Consider the following 18,087-nt stretch of genomic DNA (forward strand, 5'->3'; position numbering starts at 1 on the left):
AGAAAGTGACCGCCCTTGCAGCGGTCACTGGTTCCGTCAGCTCAGCGTTTGACGCCCAGATCGACCTGGGTCATGCGGCTGCGAATGGTGAACACGCCATCGCCCGAGAGAATCGCACTGCGTGCAAACAGACGCCCGCTTTCCCAGTTCGAAAGCCCCAGTTCCGGCTTGTTCAACGCGTACTGGCCGTCGACCCAACGGGTAATGCCATTGCCGACAAAGGGCGCGTTGACCGCGTGATAGAAACGCTCCTGGGCCTCGGCACTTTCACTGATCAAGGACACGGTGAATTGCGGGCTGTAGCGATTGAACAAGGCAATGGCGCTGTCCAGGTCGTCGACGATTTTCAGGCTGACTTCCGGGGTTTCTTCCCACTCCCACTCGCGGCCCAATTGGTCTTGCGCCAACGGCTCGGCCTGCGCCTCGGTCTGATAGCCTTCGGCGCGGTACACCTGGACCGTTGCAGCCAGCCAGTCTTGTGGCAAATGCGACTCGCTGCCTTCAACGATGTGCAGTTTGCACCCCTGCCCCCGTGCGGTGCCGGCCTGTTTGAGTGCGTCGAGGAACAGCGGCACCAGTTCGGCGGCACGGTCGCGGTGAATCAGGCAGACGTTCAGGGTGTTGCAGACCTTGCGGTCCAGGGAGTTGCGCACCACGGCGGCAAAACGCGGGGCGTCGGCATCGGCGTTGGCGATCAGCCACGCACCACCGGTGCCGTGCAGGCTGACCGCCGTGCCGGCCTGCTGCGCGATGCTGCCCAACTGGCTGACGGCGCGCCCCGAACCACGGGCCACTGCCAGTGAAAGGCGCCGGTCAGCGAACATCGCCCATCCGGCAGCGTGGTTGACACTTTCCACCAGCGACACCGCACCGGCCGGCAAGCCGGCGTCGCTCAGTGCAGGGTTCAGTGCATGGGTGACGATCGCCTGGGCCGTGCCCAACGCATCACTGCCGATGCGCAGTACCGCGGTGTTGCCGGTGCGCAATACTCCGGCCGCATCGGCAAACACATTCGGCCGGCCTTCGAAGACAAATGCGACGATGCCCAGCGGCGAAACCACTTGCTCGACTTTCCAGCCATCATGTTCGACGCAACTGATCACCTTGCCACGGCTGGCCGCGGCATCACGCCAGGCGCGCAGGCCGGCGATCATGTCGCGACGCATGCGCTCATCGGCCAGCAAGCGGGTGGTCGAGCGACCGCGCGCCTTGGCCCGTTCGATGTCAGCCAGGTTGGCGGCTTCGATCAAGGCCCAGCACTCCGGGGCTTCCAGGCGTTGGGCAAACAGATCGAAGAAGGCGCTGATGGCTTGATCGGACACCGCCGACAGCGCGGTGAATGCCGCCTCGGCGCGCTCGATCGCGACGCTGGCCGCTTGCTGGTCCGCCACGGGGATCAGCAGCAACTCGCCGCTGACCTGCTCCACCAGCAGGTGGTCACCGGGCTGGAAGCGCTGCGCCAGTTCGGGGCTGACGACAGTGACACGATTACCGGCGAAAGGGATGGGCGTGCCAGCGACTAGACGTTCGAGCGCAAGAGACATGAAGCGGTTACACCATGCTGTGGGCGGTTGGAAAATGTATAGCAATTTCCCTGTGGGTGCGAGCTGTGGCGAGGGGGCTTGTCGGAGCGCCCCGTTTGAATGCGCAGCGACTCGATTCGCGGCAGCTATCAGTACCCCTCTGCTCTCGCCCGGTTTCCGGAACATGAGTGATTTGCCGACGCTACGACACAGGATCATGACAACTCGAAGTTGATCCTGGCTATATCGAGTTGCTCCAGGGCCTGAGTTGAATAGTTCTGCGGACTCGATCGGTCTTATCCACCATGCGGGACTCCTCACCGTTGAGTGACATCGTCATTGCGTCCTCTCCCCCGTCGCTCTTGCAGCAACGTTCTCGGCAACACAAACCCTTCAAAGCTGCGCTGTGTAATCGGGTTGTTAGCCTTCTCCGCCCCAATCCGATAACGCATCAACCCCTCGGCGACAGAAAAGGTCAGGTCAACGCTGGTGTCGGTGCGGCCATTGAGGTGCCCCCGACTGAGCAGGCGGAACAACGACCACGGCCCGCGATAGCTCAGGCTGGCGGTGTTGCCGGTGCTGTGCACCAGGGTCAGTTGGCTGCCATTGGTGTTGCCCAAACTGTTGGGCCACACCAGCCCGGTGCGTTGCGGTGCGCCGTGTTGGTAAGGGATGAGTTGGCCATCAACGCTGAGCATGCTGCTCAGGCGGGTGGCGCTCAGGGCCAGGGGTTCGATGGTGAGTTGCACGGCCAGGTGGCCGTCTGGGCTGAAGAAGGTTTCGCGTATGCGCTCAGCCTTTTCAAGTTGCTCAAGCACTTCCTGACGCACCCAGTGGCCGCTCTTGTCCCCGGTGGACAGACTGTCCAGATTGTCCTTAAGGAACACATTCAAGTACTGGTCCTGGAACTGTTGAAGACGTCCTTTCGGTCCGAAGAAGGCGATGAAGTCCTCCAGCGAGGCATCCTCGCCACTGGCCTTGAACGGATAGCGTCCGGCCAGGCGGTCACGATAGAAGCTGTAAATCTCACTGTCCCAACGTTTTTCCAGTTCGCGCAATGCGGTGATAACCAGCACTTGAACGCTCTGTGCGGCCAATCGGTTGACGTGCCGGTTCAATGGCTCGGGCAGACCCGAAGCGATGCGTTGCAAGTTGCGGATCGGGTCAGGATCGGACCGGGAAAACCGGGTAAGCACCACGCCCAGTGCCGCCTTGCCAGGGCTCGGCTGATCCTGCACACCTTTGACATAGTCGTAGACGGCATTGATCGCGCCCAAGGTTTCTTCGTAGTAGGACGGCTTGTCCTGCTGAGCATTGAGCAGCCCGGACAACCCGGCAAACGCCCGGTGAATGCCCAGCGCCTGGTTGCGCCCTGCTTCATCGCCGTCGGACAGCTCCTCCTTGCCGGTGACCGGCGGGTAGATCAGCGTGTTGTCGCGCACGGTTTCCAACAGGCGGCGCAACGGCGCGGCCGGGCCGGTGACCTGCCCCAGCACTTCGAGGGTTTGGGCCAGATCGGTGAAATCGGTGACGGCGAACTGGTTCAGCGCGCGGCGCCAACTGTCGACATAGTCGGCGCTGTACAAGGCCCGCAGCCGTTCGGTCAGCACCCGGCGGTCGGCGTTGGAATAGTCCAGGCTGCGGCGCTCGCCCAATACCCATTGGTCGATCAACGCCAACTCGGTAACGTTCTGGCTGTTGGGTTCGAAGTAGTCACGAAAGCCCCGCGCGGTCAGGAGTGGCGGCAGCGTCAGGTGCTCATCCAGCGCCGCGCCGCTGTCGCGTTCACTCAAGGGGCGGTATACCACGTCGAAGGCCGGGCCGATCTCGTTGCGCAGGTCCAGTTCGCCATGCAGGCGATCCTGCGCCTGTTGCCGCAGGGTCATGTACACCCGCTGTGCCATGGGCAGCTTGCGCAGTTGTTGTTGGGTTTGTGCGATCAGTTCGCGGTGCTCGGGCAGCTCGACGTCGGCATAGGTCAGCGCGTAGGTCAGGTGACGCATCAAGGCCGCCTGCCGCTGGCCCTGCCCCGGATAAGCCTGTTGCCATTGCTGGGCCATCCATTGCGCGACGATGTCCGGGCGGCGGTTGTTGCGGTCCTCGATCATGCGGTACACACGCAAGGCGGCGAGCTGTTCGTCGCTGCCCGGTTCGGCACGGCGGATGACCTCCACTGCGCCCTCGGCGATTGCTGGCAGGAAGCGCCGGGACAACAGGCTGAGGTAGGCCTGATCGACCATCGGCCCGATGGCCTGACCTTGGTACAAGCCCATGTCGGCCAGCTGCGGCCAGGTGGCCCGGTAGTCGCCGTACACCGTGACGGCGGCACGGATCTCGTCCAGGGGCACCAGCAGGTTCAGCCCGGTGGGGTCGGCCTGCAGGCCACTGGCCTTGGTGCTGAAGGCCTGGCTTTGGCTCAAGACCTGGTCGGCCTTGTCGCGGTTGATGCCGTAGTAATACCACCAGCCGCCGACCAGCAACGCACTGCCCAGCCCGGCCAGCAGCGAACCACTGAGCAGCAGGCGACGTTTGCGCCGCGCCACCTTGAAGTTGTCGCCGGCCAACCCAGCCTCCGGGTAAACCACCCGCTGCAACAGGTGCTGGGCGAAGTACACCACCGAATGCCCTTGCGGCTTGGCCGAACTGACCGGTGCGGGGAACCCGTAGGCCCGCGCCGAGGCCTCGACAAACAGGTTGGCCACCACACCGCGCTGGTACACCGACGACAGGTACACGCCACGGACCAGCGCGGGGGTGGTGTAGCGGTCACTGCCCAGCACATCGCCAAGAAAGCGCAACAGAATTTCCCGTGAGCCGCTGAGCTGGCGCATCAGGCAGAACAGCCGCTCACGCACCTCGGCCGGCTCGGGATCCCCCATGGCCCGCATGACCTGCATGTTCAACGCAGCGACGAAGCGGTCATACGCAACCGCCAATTCGCCCAGCCACGCATCGAAATCCTCGACGGCATCCAGGCTGAAGGTAAAGCCCTGCACCTCTTCCCGTGCCGATGCAGGGAGCTTGGCGAACAGCTCTTCAAAGCCGTCGAGCAAATCGAACTTGCTCAGCACCACGTACAACGGCAGGCGCGTGCCCAGTTCATGGCCCAGCTCATTCAGGCGTGCACGCAGCAGATAAGCCAGGTTGCGACGTTCATTGGGTGGGCGCTCGAACAGGCTGACCATGTCGACCATCAGCACCACGCCGTTGAGCGGGCGTCGGCTGCGGCTGCGCGCCAGCCAGTCGATCAGGTGGTGCCACAGGCGTTTTTCGGCGCCAACCGGCAGCCCAGTGGGCTGTTCGACCGGGGCGACCATGGGCTCGACGACGGTTTCAGTGTCCGCTGCCTCATTCTCGATGGGTGCGACGGGAGCCGGCGTAGATGGCGGTTGCCGCTCAGGCTGGCTGATGAACTCGCCGGGCGGGTCGATCAGCACCGCCTCATCGCCGATCCACCAGTCGATGTCGAACGCCAGATCCGGGTCTGCGGCCACCCGCGCCGCGCCACTGCGCGCGGTGCGGGTCAAGGCAAAACTCTGGCTGGAGCGGCTGATAAAACTGGACTTTCCCGCGTTCTCCTCCCCCAGCACCAGGTACCAAGGGATCTGGTGCAGGCTCCGGCCCTGATGGTTGTCCCGCACCCGCGCCAGGTTTTTTTGCAGTGATCGCTCCTGGGCTTGCAGATATACCAAGCAAGGATCCTGCACCCGTTGTGCCTGTTGGTCGCGTTCCTGCTGCAACCGGCGCTGGCGACGGTGCACAAGCCAGGTCCACACCAACAGCGGCAGCACTACCAGCACCACGCTGATTGCCAGGCGCAGCGGCCAGGGTGCCAGCGGTTGCGTGTCGCGCCAGGTCCAGTTCGGCCCCAGCCACCAGAGCCAACCCAACACCACAACCATCGCCAATATCCCGGCCGTGATGACAATCAGCGTCCCATGGCGCTGAAGAGCGGAAAACCCGCGCGCCAACGCACCCGGCCTCTTGTTCATTACTGTTCGCCCCTGAACTTTCCCAAGATAAAAATCGTCCCCGCGCCGCATATGAAAACGCTATTTACTTTGAAGCATTTCATTCGTAATGCCGGGTAGACAGTAACAGCGCCCACAACTAACGATCAATGTTAAATCCAAAAGAAACATAATTTTACATCTACACCATTAATTAGCTTGACGAAGCCGCCCCGCCACTAGAAGTATCCGCACATATTTATTAATTGGCACTCAACCAAGACAACACACAACTTCCTACAGAACTTTCCTACAACTAATCATTACAACTTAAACCCACTCGACGGACGAAACCATGTCACTTAAAGCTCGCTTTTCAGAAGAACTCCGCTACCTGCAAGAGTTGGGGCGTGAGTTCGCTGAAGACGATCCGCGCCTGGCACCGTTCCTGGGCGATCAGGCCTCAGATCCAGGCGCCGCGCATCTGCTTGAGGGCTTCGCCTTTCTAACCGCCAAGCTGGTCCTGAAGATCGAGGACGATCTGCCGCAGCTTACCCACCCGCTCCTGCAGCAGCTGTACCCCAACTACCTGCGCCCGTTGCCCAGCCTGACCCAGGTGCGCTTTGACCCGGTGCTGCACGCCCTCAGCGGTCCACAGGTGATTGCCAAAGGCACGCCGTTGTTTTCGCAGCCGGTGGACGGCGTCAGCTGCACCTTTCGCACCTGTACCGATGTAACCCTTTATCCCTTGCAGATCAGCGACGCCAGCGTCTCCCACAGCGTGCAAAAGTCGATACTGAGCATCGAGCTGCAGGCCCTGTCGGACCAGCCGTTGAGCGAGATCAACGGTGATCGTCTGGACTTCCACCTCGGTGGCGGCGACCTCAACGCGCTGACGCTCTACCAATGGCTGGCCCAACATCTGCACAAGATGGTGCTGTGCCTTGACGACAAACGCTTGGCCCTGCCTCCGGATGCGTTGGGCTTTCCCGGCTTCGAGCCCCACGACGCACTGCTGCCCGGCCTGGAGCAGCAACTGGAGGGCTACCGCCTGCTCCAGGAGTATTTCTACTTCCCCCAGCGGTTTCACGGCTTCAGTGTCAGTGGGTTACGCCGCCTTTGGCCCCAGGCAACAGTGGGCCCGATTCGCCTGGAGCTGCACTTTTCCACCCCGCTGCCGGCCTTCGTCCAGGTCAACCCCGATACGCTCTGCCTGTACTGCACCCCTGCCATCAACCTGTTCGACTACCCGGCCGAACCGATCCAGCTGGATGGCGAAGCACTGCACGCGCTCGTGCAACCACGCGGCCCACGCCCCCACGCCTATGAAATCTTCAGCATCGACCAGGTCAGCGCCCGGCGGCGCAAACCGCAAACCCCGGCAGACAACTACCGCGTCGACTTCGCCCCCTATGAGTCATTGCAGCATCAGGTGGAACCGGCCGGCGAGCGCACGGCCCGCTATTACAGCCACATCATTGAACCGGAGCTGCTCAAGAACGGTGCCAAACACAGCCTGCGCCTGATCCATGCCGATCAGCGCCCGTACCTGGGCGAGCGTGAAGTGCTCAACATCCAACTGACCTGCAGCAATGGCGACCTGCCTCGTCAGTTGCAAGTGGGCGAACTCAACCGCACCACCCAGACCACGCCCTCGTTCGCCACCTACCGCAACCTCACTCGCCCGACCCGCACCTATCCGCCAATGCTCGACGGCCAGGTGCTGTGGGCGCTGATCTCCAACCTGGCCTTGAACAACCTGTCGCTGTCGTCGCCGGCGGCGCTCAAGGCGGTGTTGCAGGTGTATGACTTCATCGCCCCTCATGACCTGCCCCACCACCGCGCCACCCAACACCGTCTGGAAGGCATTCGCCAAGTCAGCACCGCTCCGGTCGACTGGTTGATCAAGGGCGTACCTGTACGCGGCAGCCGCACCACCCTGACCATCGACCCCGCAGCCTTCAGCAACGCCGGTGATCTGCACCTGTTTGGCAGCGTGCTCTCGCATTTTATGGCGCTGTATGCCAGCACCAACTCGTTCCAGCAGCTGGAAATCGTCAACGCTGCCGACCACACCGCCTTCACCTGGCCGATGCGCACCGGCCAGCAACCCATCATTTAATCCGCGGAGACCGGCATGCCGACCCTGCCCCCCACCACTAGCTTCTCCAGCACCCACGGTGACGCCCGCGAAGGCCGGCCCGAAAGCGAACTGTTCTGCCATCACGATCCGCTGGAATTCCAGTTGCGCGGGCACAGCCTCAACCCGCTGGTGGATGTCGCCATGCCGCTGTTCGGGCTGGTGATGCGCTTGCGCAGGACCGAGGTCTACCAGCCGGTGGAACAGCTACAGGGGCACCTCACCAACCAGATCAAGGTGATGCTGGAAGAACTGCGCCAGCAGGGCTACAGCGAAGCCGAACGGCGGGTGTTCTCCTACGTGCTGTGCGTATTTGTCGATGAGGCGGTACTGGCCACGCCTTGGGGCACTGGGTCGGTGTGGCAGGCCAAATCGTTGCTGAGCACCTTTCACCAGGAAACCTGGGGCGGCGAGACCTTCTTCACCCTGCTGACCCGCCTGCAGGAAACCCCGGAACAATACCGCGATGTGCTGCTGCTCATGTACCTGTGCCTGTGTCTGGGTTTCAAAGGCCAGTGCAGCGTGCAGACCCAGGGCGACCAAACCTTGCAGCAGCTGATCAGCCGATTACAGGGCGTGATCGGCGCGCTGCACGATCCGGTGCCTGCGCATCTGACCCGGCCGTTGGACAACGTTGCGCCGCGCCACTACCAGATGAACCGGCAATGGCCGTGGTGGACCCCTTGGGCGGCCGCCGGGGCGGTTTGCCTGGGTGCGTATGGGTTCTTTGCCATCCGCCTGAACACCATGACCCAGCAAGTCATGCAATCACTGGAAGCCATATTGCTACGTTAGTGGCTGTAGGCAATTTCATTGTTTTTCGTAGTGCCCGTGCAGTTTGACGCTCGATAAAAATCAGCCTCACGTACAACTAAGGAAATTTCCCACAACAAATACGGAAAGCATGAAGGCGACAGCCAGATAACGCCTCTTTAAAGTTCAAGGCCTCTGAAAACCTGCCCCAGGGATTGCCCGCAGGAGTTGCGATGCCTAACTTGCGCGAAGTGCGCTTTACCTTCAGCTCAACCGCCAACATCGACTTCGATGTGGTCTCGTTTGAACTCACCGAGGGACTGTGCGAACTCTATTGCCTGACCGTGAACCTGGTCAGCACCTCGGCCACTGCCGACTTCGCGCAACTGCTGGATCAACCCGCCGCACTCACGATCTGGCAAGGCGAACAACCGGTGCGCCACGTGCACGGCCTGATCAGCCGCTTCGAGCAGGGCAAGACCGGCTTTCGTCGCACCGCCTACCGCGCCGTGATCGAACCGCAACTGGCCCGCGCCACCCTGCAATCGGACTGGCACATCTTCCAGCAACGCAGCGTGCCGCAGATCCTCGAACAGCTGGCCACCGAACGCCGCTGGGGCGCCTGCACCCAACGCCTGACCGAAGCCCACCTGCCCCGCGAGTATTGCGTGCAGGCCGGCGAGCTGGATTGGGACTTCTACCAGCGCCTGGCCGCCGAAGAAGGCCTGCTGTCGACCTTCCAGCACAGCGAGGGCGGACATCAGCTGATCCAGGCCGACCATATCGCCAGTTTTGGTGTGATCGAGGGCGAGCCGCTGGTGTACGAGCCCAACCCCGGTGGCGATCAGGCGCAACCGGCGCTACACAGCTTCACCTACCGCGAGCAGGTGCGCAGTGCCCAACAGACCCAGCGCGATTACACCTTCACCCACCCACGCTACAACCTGGAGCAGCACGAACAGGCACGCCAGCTGGAACACCAAAACCCCGGCTACGAACGCTACGACTACCCCGGCCGCTACAAACACGACGACGCCGGCAAGCCCTTCACCCAAACCCGCTTGCAAGGCCTGCGTGGCGATGCGCGCACCGCCGAAGTCAGCGGCGACGATGCGCGGCTGGTGCCGGGGCTGGCGTTCGACCTGACCGGGCACCCGCGTGACGATCTCAACATCGGCTGGCGCGCCGTCGCCATCAAACACATCGGCCGCCAACACACGTCGATGGAGGAAGAAGCGTCCGGCAGCGAAGTGGGCACCCACTACAGCTTCACCGCCACACTGATTCCCGACAGCGTCGAATGGCAAGCGCCACCACGCCCCAAACCCTGCGTCGAAGGCCCGCAGATCGCCACCGTGGTCGGCCCGCCCGGCGAAGAGATCTACTGCGACGAGCACGGCCGTGTGCGCCTGCAATTTCCCTGGGACCGCCAAGGCCAGGACGACGACCGCAGCTCCTGCTGGGTGCGCGTCACCCACAACTGGGCCGGTGCCGGCTGGGGTCACGTCGCCCTGCCCCGGGTCGGCCAGGAAGTACTGGTCGGTTTTCTGCAAGGTGATCCGGACCAGCCGATGATCATCGGCCGCAGCTACCACGCCATCAACCGCTCGCCGTACAAACTGCCGGAGTTCAAGGCGCTGAGCCCGATCCGCAGCAAGGAGCTGCACGGCGAACGCCACAACGAATTGCGCCTCGACGACACCACCGGGCAGATTAGCGCCAGCCTGATGAGCGACCATGCCGCCAGCGCCCTTACCCTCGGCTACCTGACCCACCCACGCCCCGGCGGCGGCATACCGCGCGGCGAAGGCTTTGAGTTGCGCACTGACGCCCACGGCGTGCTGCGCGCCGGCGGCGGTTTACTACTCACCACCCAACCGCGCCCGCGCGCCGCCGAACACCACACCGACCTGCCGGAAACCGCCGAACACCTCGACACCGCCCGCCAACACCACGCCACCTTCGCCAGCGAAGCCCGCGACCACCTGGCCCAGGAAGGCGGCGACCAGGACGAAGTCGCCGACGCGCTCAAGGCCCAGCACAACGCCATCCGTGGCACCGGTGGCAACCCCAACACCAACCAATACCCCGAACTGGCCGAGCCACATCTGGTACTGCACAGCCCCGCCGGCATCGCCAGCAGCACCCCGCAGTCCACCCACATCGCCAGCGGCGAACACCTGGCCCTGAGCAGCGGCGGCCACACCAGCCTGGCCATCGGCAAACGCCTGCTGGTCAGCGCCAGCCGTGGCATGCGCACCTTTGTGCAGAGCCTGGGTTGGCGGTTGGTGGCCGCCTCCGGCGATATCGATATTCGCGCGCTGAAAGACAACATCCACCTGCTGGCCAAACTCAAGGTCACCGTCACCGCCGAACGCATCACGCTGAGTGCCAAGGAAGAAATCGTGATTCAGGCGGCGGGGAGCAGCACCACTTACAACGCGGGCGGGATTACCCATGCCACCGGCGGGTTGTACACCGGGCATGCCGTGGATTTTATCTATGACACTTCGAAGAGTAAGAAGGGGGCGTTTCCGGAGGAGCCCAAGGCGGAGAAAGGGAATTTGGAACTGCTTCAACAGTATGCCAATGGCCATGCGTTCAAGGGCGCGGAGTATCAGGTGGAGGATGCACTGGGCAAGGTCTTAAAAGGTTCATTGGATGCGAACGGATTTGCAGCGGTGGCCGGTGTTGCGCCAGGCCCGGCCAAAGTGCTTTTCAGCAAAGACCCGGTCGATGTCTGGACTGATCCCGGCTTTCCCGGTCCCCATGAGCAGATAAAAGCAAAGGCCGCTGATGCCTCCAACCAACCACTGCCTGCACAAGCGCAAGCCCTGCTGGACAAGGTGCTCAACGCCACCAGACAAGCGCCAGCGAGCCTTGCCACCGACCTGCTGAAAAAGACCGTGCCTAGGCCAAACGCCGCCACTGCCCTTGCCTCTCAGTTACCTCAGACACTCGTGAAAAACGCCGAGACGCTCGGATTGCCACGCAAGCTCTCGGAGAAAACACAATGACCGCAGCCACTGCGCGCCCGCCCCAGTCAGCCACCGCCCCGCTCAATACCACGTCAAAAAATGACATCGATGCGGGCAAGGAAAAACTCGACAAGTGGCTGCGCAAACTCACCAACGATGCCATTGGCTGGAATGCGGTACAGACCGCCGGCGCGGTGATTCCCGGTGTCGGCACCGTCTTTGCCGCCATTGATGCCATCGGTGATCTGCTCACCCTGATCGACGGTGATCAAAACGACTTCCTGACTTGGGTCAGCTTTGGCGTCAACGTCGTCGGCCTGATCTCCTTTCCCGGTGTCGGGCCGGCACGGCTGGCAGTGCGCACCACGCTTTCAGCGGTCAGGCGCAACGGCCTGCCCGCCATTTCGGCGGCCATGCTCAGTGCATTGGAAGAGAACCTTAACGACAAAACCCGCGGCGCCCTGGAAGACTTTGCCAACGCCATCCAAGCGCGTCTGAGCGAACTGCTCACCAAAATTGCCGCAGAAATCAGAAAAGCCTGTGCCGCCTTCGCCCGCATGCTCAGGAGTATCGCCAGTGAGCAAGGGCAACAGGCGCTGGCCAAGCAAGCCAAGGTCGGCTCTTTTTTCTTCGGCCCGGTGGTCGGTATTGCCGCCCAGTTCATGATCGACGACAGGCTGCTGTCCAAAGCCGTTTGCCAGAAACTGCTCACCGTCGCCAGTGCCGCCGACAGCATCGGCCTGACGGTAGCGCAGAAAGTTCAGGGACTAGGGGATCCGAAAAGAATCGGCAGCATCGGCAACCTGATCATGGAATTGGTCAGCGCATTGGCCGCCCGCAAGCGCCGCGGCGCTCAGTCGACCAATGCGTCCAGCCACCAGAACAATCGAGCTCAGGCGACTCACGGCCAAGGCCCACTAGTCACCCAGTCAACTCAGCGAAAAGGTACCAATGATCCCAATGCTTGTAAGAACTGTAGCCTTGGCGTCCCTTCAGGCACTGGCCGCAGCATCAGCTTCGCCACCGGCAGTGAAACGCTGGAACACACCGATTTCTCGCTGCCCGGCCCCTTCCCGATCGAGTGGACACGAACCTACCGCTCCAGCCTTTCGGCGTTTGATCAGGGAAGCCTTGGCGCACGGTGGATCACGCCGTTCTCGATTCGCATTGACCAACATGAAGATGGCCTGAGCTATCACGGTTACGACGGACGCAGCCAGCGTTACCCTGACCCCGAGATCAGCAAGCATCACTACGACCCGATCGAGGAAGTGCTGCTGATTCGCACCACGGCCAACACGTTGGTCATCGTGCGCGGCCACGACAGCCAGGAGACGTTTCAAAAGCAAGGTGATCGCTACCTGCTCAGCGGCATTACCTTGCGTGGCGGCGCTCGCATCGCTCTGCATTACGAACACCAGCACGCCGGCCAGGCCGTACTTTCAGACCTGCTGACCTATCAGGATGACACTCAGCACCAGCACATTCAGACCCGTCTCGACGAACACGGTCACATCAATGCTCTGTGGTCAATGCAGGAAGGCCAGCCCCAGCGCGAACTGGCCAGCTACGACTACAACGAGCACAGCGACCTGATCGCCGCCCGCGACGAACACGCCGCGCAGTGGAACTACGAATATAAGCACCACCTGATCACCCGTTATACCGACCGCACCGGGCGCGGTATCAACCTGCAATGGCAAGGCGAAAGTGTCGACGCCAAAGCTGTACGCGAATGGGCCGACGATGGCACCTACGACACCCGCCTGGAGTGGGACGAGAATATCCGCCTGACCTACGTGACCGACGCGTTGGGCCAGGAGACCTGGTACTACTACGACATCCTCGGCTACACCTACCGCGTCATCTACCCCGACGGTAATGAAGAGTGGTTCTACCGGGACGATGCCAAGAATGTTGTCCGCCATATCCACACCGACGGCAGTACCGACAGCTACGCCTACGATGACCGGGGCAACCTGCTCCAGCACACCCGCCCGGATGGCAGCAGTGTTCATCACGCCTACGATGATCAGGATCAACGTTTTAAAACCCGCGACGCCGAAGGCGGCCTGTGGAAGTACGACTACGATCAGCGCGGCAACATCATCGAAACCATCGACCCGCTGGAGAACAAAACCCAGTACACCTACAACAGCGACAACCTGCCCATCCTCATCACCGACGCCAACGGCGGTGCCAAACAACTGGCCTACAACGCTGACGGCCAACTGGTCCGCTACATCGACTGTTCGGGAAAGATCAGCCAGTGGCAGTACGATTCTTCGTTGCAGCTCACCAGCTTTACCGATGCCGAAGGGAACACTACTGCCTATGAGTACCGCACCGGGCAACTGGTGCGACTGATCCACCCGGACAAGACCGAAGAACTTTTCGAGCGCGACGCCGAGGGCCGCCTGCTCACCCACACCGACGCGCTGCGCCAGCGCACCACCTGGCACTACGACGAAGCCGGATTGATCCGGCAGCGCCAGGACGCCAATGACACAACCCTCGACTACCGCTGGGACCGCCTCGGCCAACTGATCGAACTGCGCAACGAAAACAACAGCAGCGCCGGCTTCAAGTACGACCCGGCCGGGCGCCTGCTCAAGGAAACCGGTTTCGACCAGCAGACCACCCACTACCTGTACGACCACGGCAGCAACCAACCGACCCGCCGCCTCGATGGCGACCGCGTTACCGAGTTCGAGTACGACCCGCTCGGCCGCCTGATCGCCCGCCACGCCGGGCACAAGGAAGGCCTGGAATGGCAGAGCGAAACCTTCGCCTATGACGGCAACGGCAACCTGCTGCTGGCCGAAAACGCCGCCTGCAAACTGCAATGGTTCTACGACCGAGCGGGCAACAACACCCGCGAGCATCAATACCTGCGTTATTTGCAGGAACCGCATGTAGCGGTGTGGAAACATGAATACGATGCCCTCAACCAACGCATCGCCACCACCCGCCCGGATGGGCATCGGGTCAGTTGGCTAACGTACGGCAGCGGCCATCTGCTGGCGCTGAAAGTAGATGACCAAGAACTACTGAGCTACCAACGCGACAACCTGCACCGCGAAATCGCCCGCGACCAGGGCAACGGCCTGCAACAGCGCCAGGCCTGGACGCCCAATGGCCAGTTGCGGGAACAAGCCATCGGCAAGCGCGGTGACGCTCAACGTCTGGTGGTGCGCAACTACCGGCACGACGCTGCCGGCCAACTGACCCGCATCGACGACACCCGGCGCGGCGCACTCAGCTATCGCTACGACCCGCTCGGTCGCCTGCTCGCCGCCCAGACCATCAGCGACGAAGAGACCTTTGCTTTTGACCCGGCCAGCAACCTGCTGGATCCGCAGACACCGCGCCGTCCCAATCAATACGGCCCATCCAAGCTGCTGGACAACCTGCTGCGCGACTACGTCGGTACCCACTACCGCTACGACGAACGCGGCAACCTCAAGGAACGCCTGCACAACGGCAAAAAATCCCACTTTACCTGGGATCTGTACGACCGCCTGATCGGCTACGCAGACGACAGGCTGACTGCCACTTTTGCCTACGATGCGCTAGGCCGGCGACTGTTCAAACTGTCCAAGGCCAAGTACCACGAACGTCGCGAAGCCGGGCCGATGTGGAACAAGCTGGAGCGGGCCAAGCTCGATGAACAGTACGGTTGTGGCTACACCCTCTATGGTTGGGATGGGGATGTGCTGGCCTTTGAAAGCCGCAACAACGACAAAAGCGAACGCCTGACCCACTACTTTTTCGAACCGGATAGTTTTGTGCCAGTGGCGCAGGCCGTGGAGCAACGCAGCATCCAACTGCTGCCCGAGCCGGTCTATGAGGGTGCTTACGACATCGACCGCGATCCAGTGTGGCAGCACAAGCCTAAGCCAGTGAGTTTCAGCGCCGTCGCCTGGTACCAATGCGACCACCTCGGCACGCCGATGGAGCTGACCGATGAACAGGGCGACATCGCCTGGAGTGGGGTCTACAAGGCCTGGGGCTTGGCCAAGGAGCAACGCAGCGAGACTGCCAAGCGCGCGGATGTGCGCAATCCACTGCGCTTTCAGGGGCAGTACTTCGATGTGGAAACCGGGCTGCACTACAACCGCTATCGGTACTATGATCCGCAGGTGGGGCGGTTTATTGGCAAGGATCCGATTGGGTTTGCGGGTGGGCTGAATATCTATGCCTATGCGCCAAATCCGGTGGACTGGATTGATCCGCTTGGTCTAGCCAAACGCGGCCCAATACCTGGAGGCGCAGGCCCGCACAATGCAACTATCGCTCAATGGGGGAGAGAAGCTGTAGAGGCTGGAGGCATAGTAATAGCCGGAGGTGGCGTCCGAAAAGAGACACTAATTCCAACCCCGGGCGGCCAAAGGCAAGGAAGAAGACCAGATATTATTATTGAACAAAAAGATGGGAAAATAGTTTATGGCAATGTTGGGCGGACCAAGGCTGACGGAACCCCAGTCGCTCGCGAAGTGAATGCAATGGACGATTTACGGACAAAAACCACCGGCAGCGATGTTCCTGACGATATCCAATATAGATCCTATTGCCCATGCCAAACTAGAAGAGGAAAATAATATGGACAGATATATATTCATGACCTTTGACGACTTTTTACTGATCAACACAAAACTACTTTCAAATACCAAGCTTGAGTTATATCGATCAGAAAGCTACGACCACCCATATATTAAAGTTGATGCTAACGACCCCACCTCCTGGGGGGGCAGCGCATTGAAATCACTCTCCTTATTGGTGGGAAACCCCTCGGATGAAGATAAGATTCTACGAGATAAACAGATAAATATTCCTCGAACACAACGAGTAGGATTTGTAGACATACAGTATGGTGGGGATGATGAGGACGCAATCGGAGCAACTCATTACGGAGCAGATACTTCCGAAACTGCCGACCTACTAAATCGCGAATTAAATAAACTACTCAAGCATTTTGCACACAAAAATCTAGTCGACTGCAAAGGAAACGAAATCAAAGGGTACTATTGGACTGATGCAGCACTGTCCACCGGGAAAAACTGGCACCGTTATCTAAGCAAAGATGAGAAAAAACACATCAATAAGAATCCAGGATATCGACCGGTCCCACCCAGGTAGAATTTATGAAATCTATAGTTAGACTCGACGATACCACTAACCCCGCCTACCCACGAGCGCCAGTTTGACCACATCAATCCTGACTCACTGGGAGGTGCAAATGACGAAAGCAACACTCAACTCCTTTGCAGAAAGTGCAACAGAGATTTCTCCAACTCCCCCGAACCGGACTTCAGAATTATCAACCGTTCAGGCCGCCGACCATGAAAACCGATAGCACTAACAAAAACATCTTCAAAAAACTGATCTTCGAAACCATCAAAGATCAAGATGGCTACCCCCCCGTGGAATTTGAGTCCATCTGGGGAATTCAAATCACCGCCAATACTTTTGGATAGACAACACGCCGTACTACATCTACGGACTTAGCAAAGGAGATACAGCTCTAGCAACAATGAGAAACAACGAACTCTTTGGATCAGAAATAGTTTCAAAGGGAGGCCATTCCACTCTTCGCGTTTTTGTCGAACAATCAGACATAAGGCAGAACGTCCGGGATGAAATTATTAAGCTTGGTGCCGACTGCAACAGCGTGGCAGGCAGTTCCTTACTCGCCATTGATATTCCACCAGTTGCAGACTTCGATCGTATTGATAAATTTTTGTCATCAATTTCAAACGATGACACTATTGCCTATTCTGAAGTTAAAAATGCTCTAGATGGAACATCTCCCTACGATTTTTCTGCCCAGTGCGCGGAAGTAAATGCAATCTCCCGAGCAAGAAATAAAGAAATAGACTTGAAGGGAGCCACAATTTCAGTAGCAAATGTGCGTGGAAAGAAAAGCAGCAGCGGCATTCACGGAACCAGCAAACCTCCATGTTCGGTTTGCAATCCACTTTTAAATAAATTTGACATGAACCTATTGGAGAGATGCAACAAAAATGGATAAGTCAAAGATACTATTGAAATTCAAGAACCTCCCCATCCAAGACATCCAGCTGTACGGATCTCTATGCCTCAAAGCATATTGTGAACAAAAAGAACTGTCGCATCCTGCCATTTTCGAGCTACTCAATCATCTTGAGATGATGCACTCAAGTAAAAACCTACCTGAATGGGATAGCAAAGGCGCTTTATTAGCACTGAATGGAAGAGGAGATGACATACCAACAGACCTAGAAGACATGTTAATACAGAAAAAAGCCACCGACTTCACCTCTATTATTGACAACGTAGTGGAGATAGGAATCGTGGATCTGTATGGAGGAAAAACAAACCTCCCTATCCAGTTCCTAGAACGAGCATTGGAAATATTGGAAAAGAACAACACCCCATTACCATTACCCAACAAATAATTAATAAACCAGAGTAAACATAGCGAAATGAAGACGATAGTTCGACTTGGCGACGCCACCGACCACGGTGGCGTTGTCACTGAATCCATCCCCCACACCAACCTCAACGGCAAGCCGATGGCCGGCAAAGGCCACATAGTGATGTGCCCCTTATGCAAAGGCCCCTTCCCGATTGCCGAAGGCAGCAGCACCTATTCCGTCAACGGCATTCCCGTAGCCTTGGATGGCATGAAGACCACCTGCGGTGCCACCCTGATCGCCAGCGGCTCCCATGGTGCTGTGCACCGCTAATCGGCGCCCCGCTCT

At 59.8% G+C, this 18,087-nt stretch carries 12 protein-coding genes; 10 read left to right on the top strand and 2 right to left on the bottom strand.

Annotated features, from left to right (window positions below; translation table 11 throughout):
* Positions 1 to 41 precede the first annotated feature (41 nt).
* Positions 42 to 1,544 (bottom strand): aldehyde dehydrogenase family protein, encoded by a 1,503-nt coding sequence (locus tag KGA81_RS16465; protein ID WP_223547247.1) that lies wholly within the window; start codon positions 1,542 to 1,544, stop codon positions 42 to 44.
* Between the two features lie 296 nt (positions 1,545 to 1,840).
* Complete coding sequence (gene tssM, locus KGA81_RS16470; protein WP_223547248.1) at positions 1,841 to 5,515, bottom strand: type VI secretion system membrane subunit TssM; 3,675 nt, start codon at positions 5,513 to 5,515, stop codon at positions 1,841 to 1,843.
* 313 nt (positions 5,516 to 5,828) lie between these two features.
* On the opposite strand from tssM, the gene tssF reads away from it, so the two are divergent.
* From tssF to KGA81_RS16515, 10 genes are all read left to right on the top strand, one after another.
* Positions 5,829 to 7,595, top strand: a complete 1,767-nt coding sequence (tssF, locus tag KGA81_RS16475) for a type VI secretion system baseplate subunit TssF (protein WP_223547249.1) — start codon at positions 5,829 to 5,831, stop codon at positions 7,593 to 7,595.
* A gap of 15 nt (positions 7,596 to 7,610) precedes the next feature.
* Positions 7,611 to 8,408 carry a type IVB secretion system protein IcmH/DotU gene (gene icmH / locus KGA81_RS16480; protein WP_223547250.1) on the top strand — a complete coding sequence of 266 codons (798 nt, stop codon included), beginning with the start codon at positions 7,611 to 7,613 and terminating at the stop codon, positions 8,406 to 8,408.
* A 191-nt stretch (positions 8,409 to 8,599) separates the two neighbouring features.
* Entirely contained in the window at positions 8,600 to 11,383 is a 2,784-nt protein-coding gene (locus KGA81_RS16485; RefSeq protein ID WP_223547251.1) for a type VI secretion system Vgr family protein, read from the top strand.
* A complete protein-coding gene (locus KGA81_RS16490) occupies positions 11,380 to 15,945 on the top strand; it encodes an RHS repeat-associated core domain-containing protein (RefSeq protein WP_223547252.1) in 4,566 nt (1,521 codons plus the stop codon). Before KGA81_RS16485 ends, KGA81_RS16490 begins: the two co-directional genes overlap by 4 nt.
* A 19-nt stretch (positions 15,946 to 15,964) precedes the next feature.
* Entirely contained in the window at positions 15,965 to 16,483 is a 519-nt protein-coding gene (locus KGA81_RS16495; protein ID WP_223547253.1) for a hypothetical protein, read from the top strand.
* A gap of 30 nt (positions 16,484 to 16,513) precedes the next feature.
* Positions 16,514 to 16,690 carry an HNH endonuclease gene (locus tag KGA81_RS30225; protein ID WP_223547287.1) on the top strand — a complete coding sequence of 59 codons (177 nt, stop codon included), beginning with the start codon at positions 16,514 to 16,516 and terminating at the stop codon, positions 16,688 to 16,690.
* Complete coding sequence (locus KGA81_RS30000) at positions 16,687 to 16,821, top strand: hypothetical protein (protein WP_263293360.1); 135 nt, start codon at positions 16,687 to 16,689, stop codon at positions 16,819 to 16,821. The genes KGA81_RS30225 and KGA81_RS30000 overlap by 4 nt, the downstream gene beginning before the upstream one ends.
* A 17-nt stretch (positions 16,822 to 16,838) precedes the next feature.
* Positions 16,839 to 17,375 carry a DUF4265 domain-containing protein gene (locus KGA81_RS16505; RefSeq protein ID WP_317850793.1) on the top strand — a complete coding sequence of 179 codons (537 nt, stop codon included), beginning with the start codon at positions 16,839 to 16,841 and terminating at the stop codon, positions 17,373 to 17,375.
* On the top strand, positions 17,368 to 17,781 hold the full coding sequence (locus KGA81_RS16510) for a hypothetical protein (protein WP_223547254.1): 414 nt from the start codon (positions 17,368 to 17,370) through the stop codon (positions 17,779 to 17,781). The genes KGA81_RS16505 and KGA81_RS16510 overlap by 8 nt, the downstream gene beginning before the upstream one ends.
* Before the next feature lie 27 nt (positions 17,782 to 17,808).
* Positions 17,809 to 18,072 (top strand): PAAR domain-containing protein, encoded by a 264-nt coding sequence (locus tag KGA81_RS16515; protein WP_223547255.1) that lies wholly within the window; start codon positions 17,809 to 17,811, stop codon positions 18,070 to 18,072.
* Positions 18,073 to 18,087: the final 15 nt, after the last annotated feature.

The organism is Pseudomonas sp. A-B-19, assembly GCF_019947515.1.
In the GTDB taxonomy this organism is placed as follows: Bacteria; Pseudomonadota; Gammaproteobacteria; order Pseudomonadales; family Pseudomonadaceae; genus Aquipseudomonas.

Bases quoted from the DNA above. Each gene is read 5' to 3' on its own strand.
- KGA81_RS16465 (WP_223547247.1), bottom strand. From the start codon at position 1,544: ATGTCTCTTGCGCTCGAACGTCTAGTCGCTGGCACGCCCATCCCTTTC.
- tssM (WP_223547248.1), bottom strand. From the start codon at position 5,515: ATGAACAAGAGGCCGGGTGCGTTGGCGCGCGGGTTTTCCGCTCTTCAG.
- tssF (WP_223547249.1), top strand. From the start codon at position 5,829: ATGTCACTTAAAGCTCGCTTTTCAGAAGAACTCCGCTACCTGCAAGAG.
- icmH (WP_223547250.1), top strand. From the start codon at position 7,611: ATGCCGACCCTGCCCCCCACCACTAGCTTCTCCAGCACCCACGGTGAC.
- KGA81_RS16485 (WP_223547251.1), top strand. From the start codon at position 8,600: ATGCCTAACTTGCGCGAAGTGCGCTTTACCTTCAGCTCAACCGCCAAC.
- KGA81_RS16490 (WP_223547252.1), top strand. From the start codon at position 11,380: ATGACCGCAGCCACTGCGCGCCCGCCCCAGTCAGCCACCGCCCCGCTC.
- KGA81_RS16495 (WP_223547253.1), top strand. From the start codon at position 15,965: ATGACCTTTGACGACTTTTTACTGATCAACACAAAACTACTTTCAAAT.
- KGA81_RS30000 (WP_263293360.1), top strand. From the start codon at position 16,687: ATGAAAACCGATAGCACTAACAAAAACATCTTCAAAAAACTGATCTTC.
- KGA81_RS16510 (WP_223547254.1), top strand. From the start codon at position 17,368: ATGGATAAGTCAAAGATACTATTGAAATTCAAGAACCTCCCCATCCAA.
- KGA81_RS16515 (WP_223547255.1), top strand. From the start codon at position 17,809: ATGAAGACGATAGTTCGACTTGGCGACGCCACCGACCACGGTGGCGTT.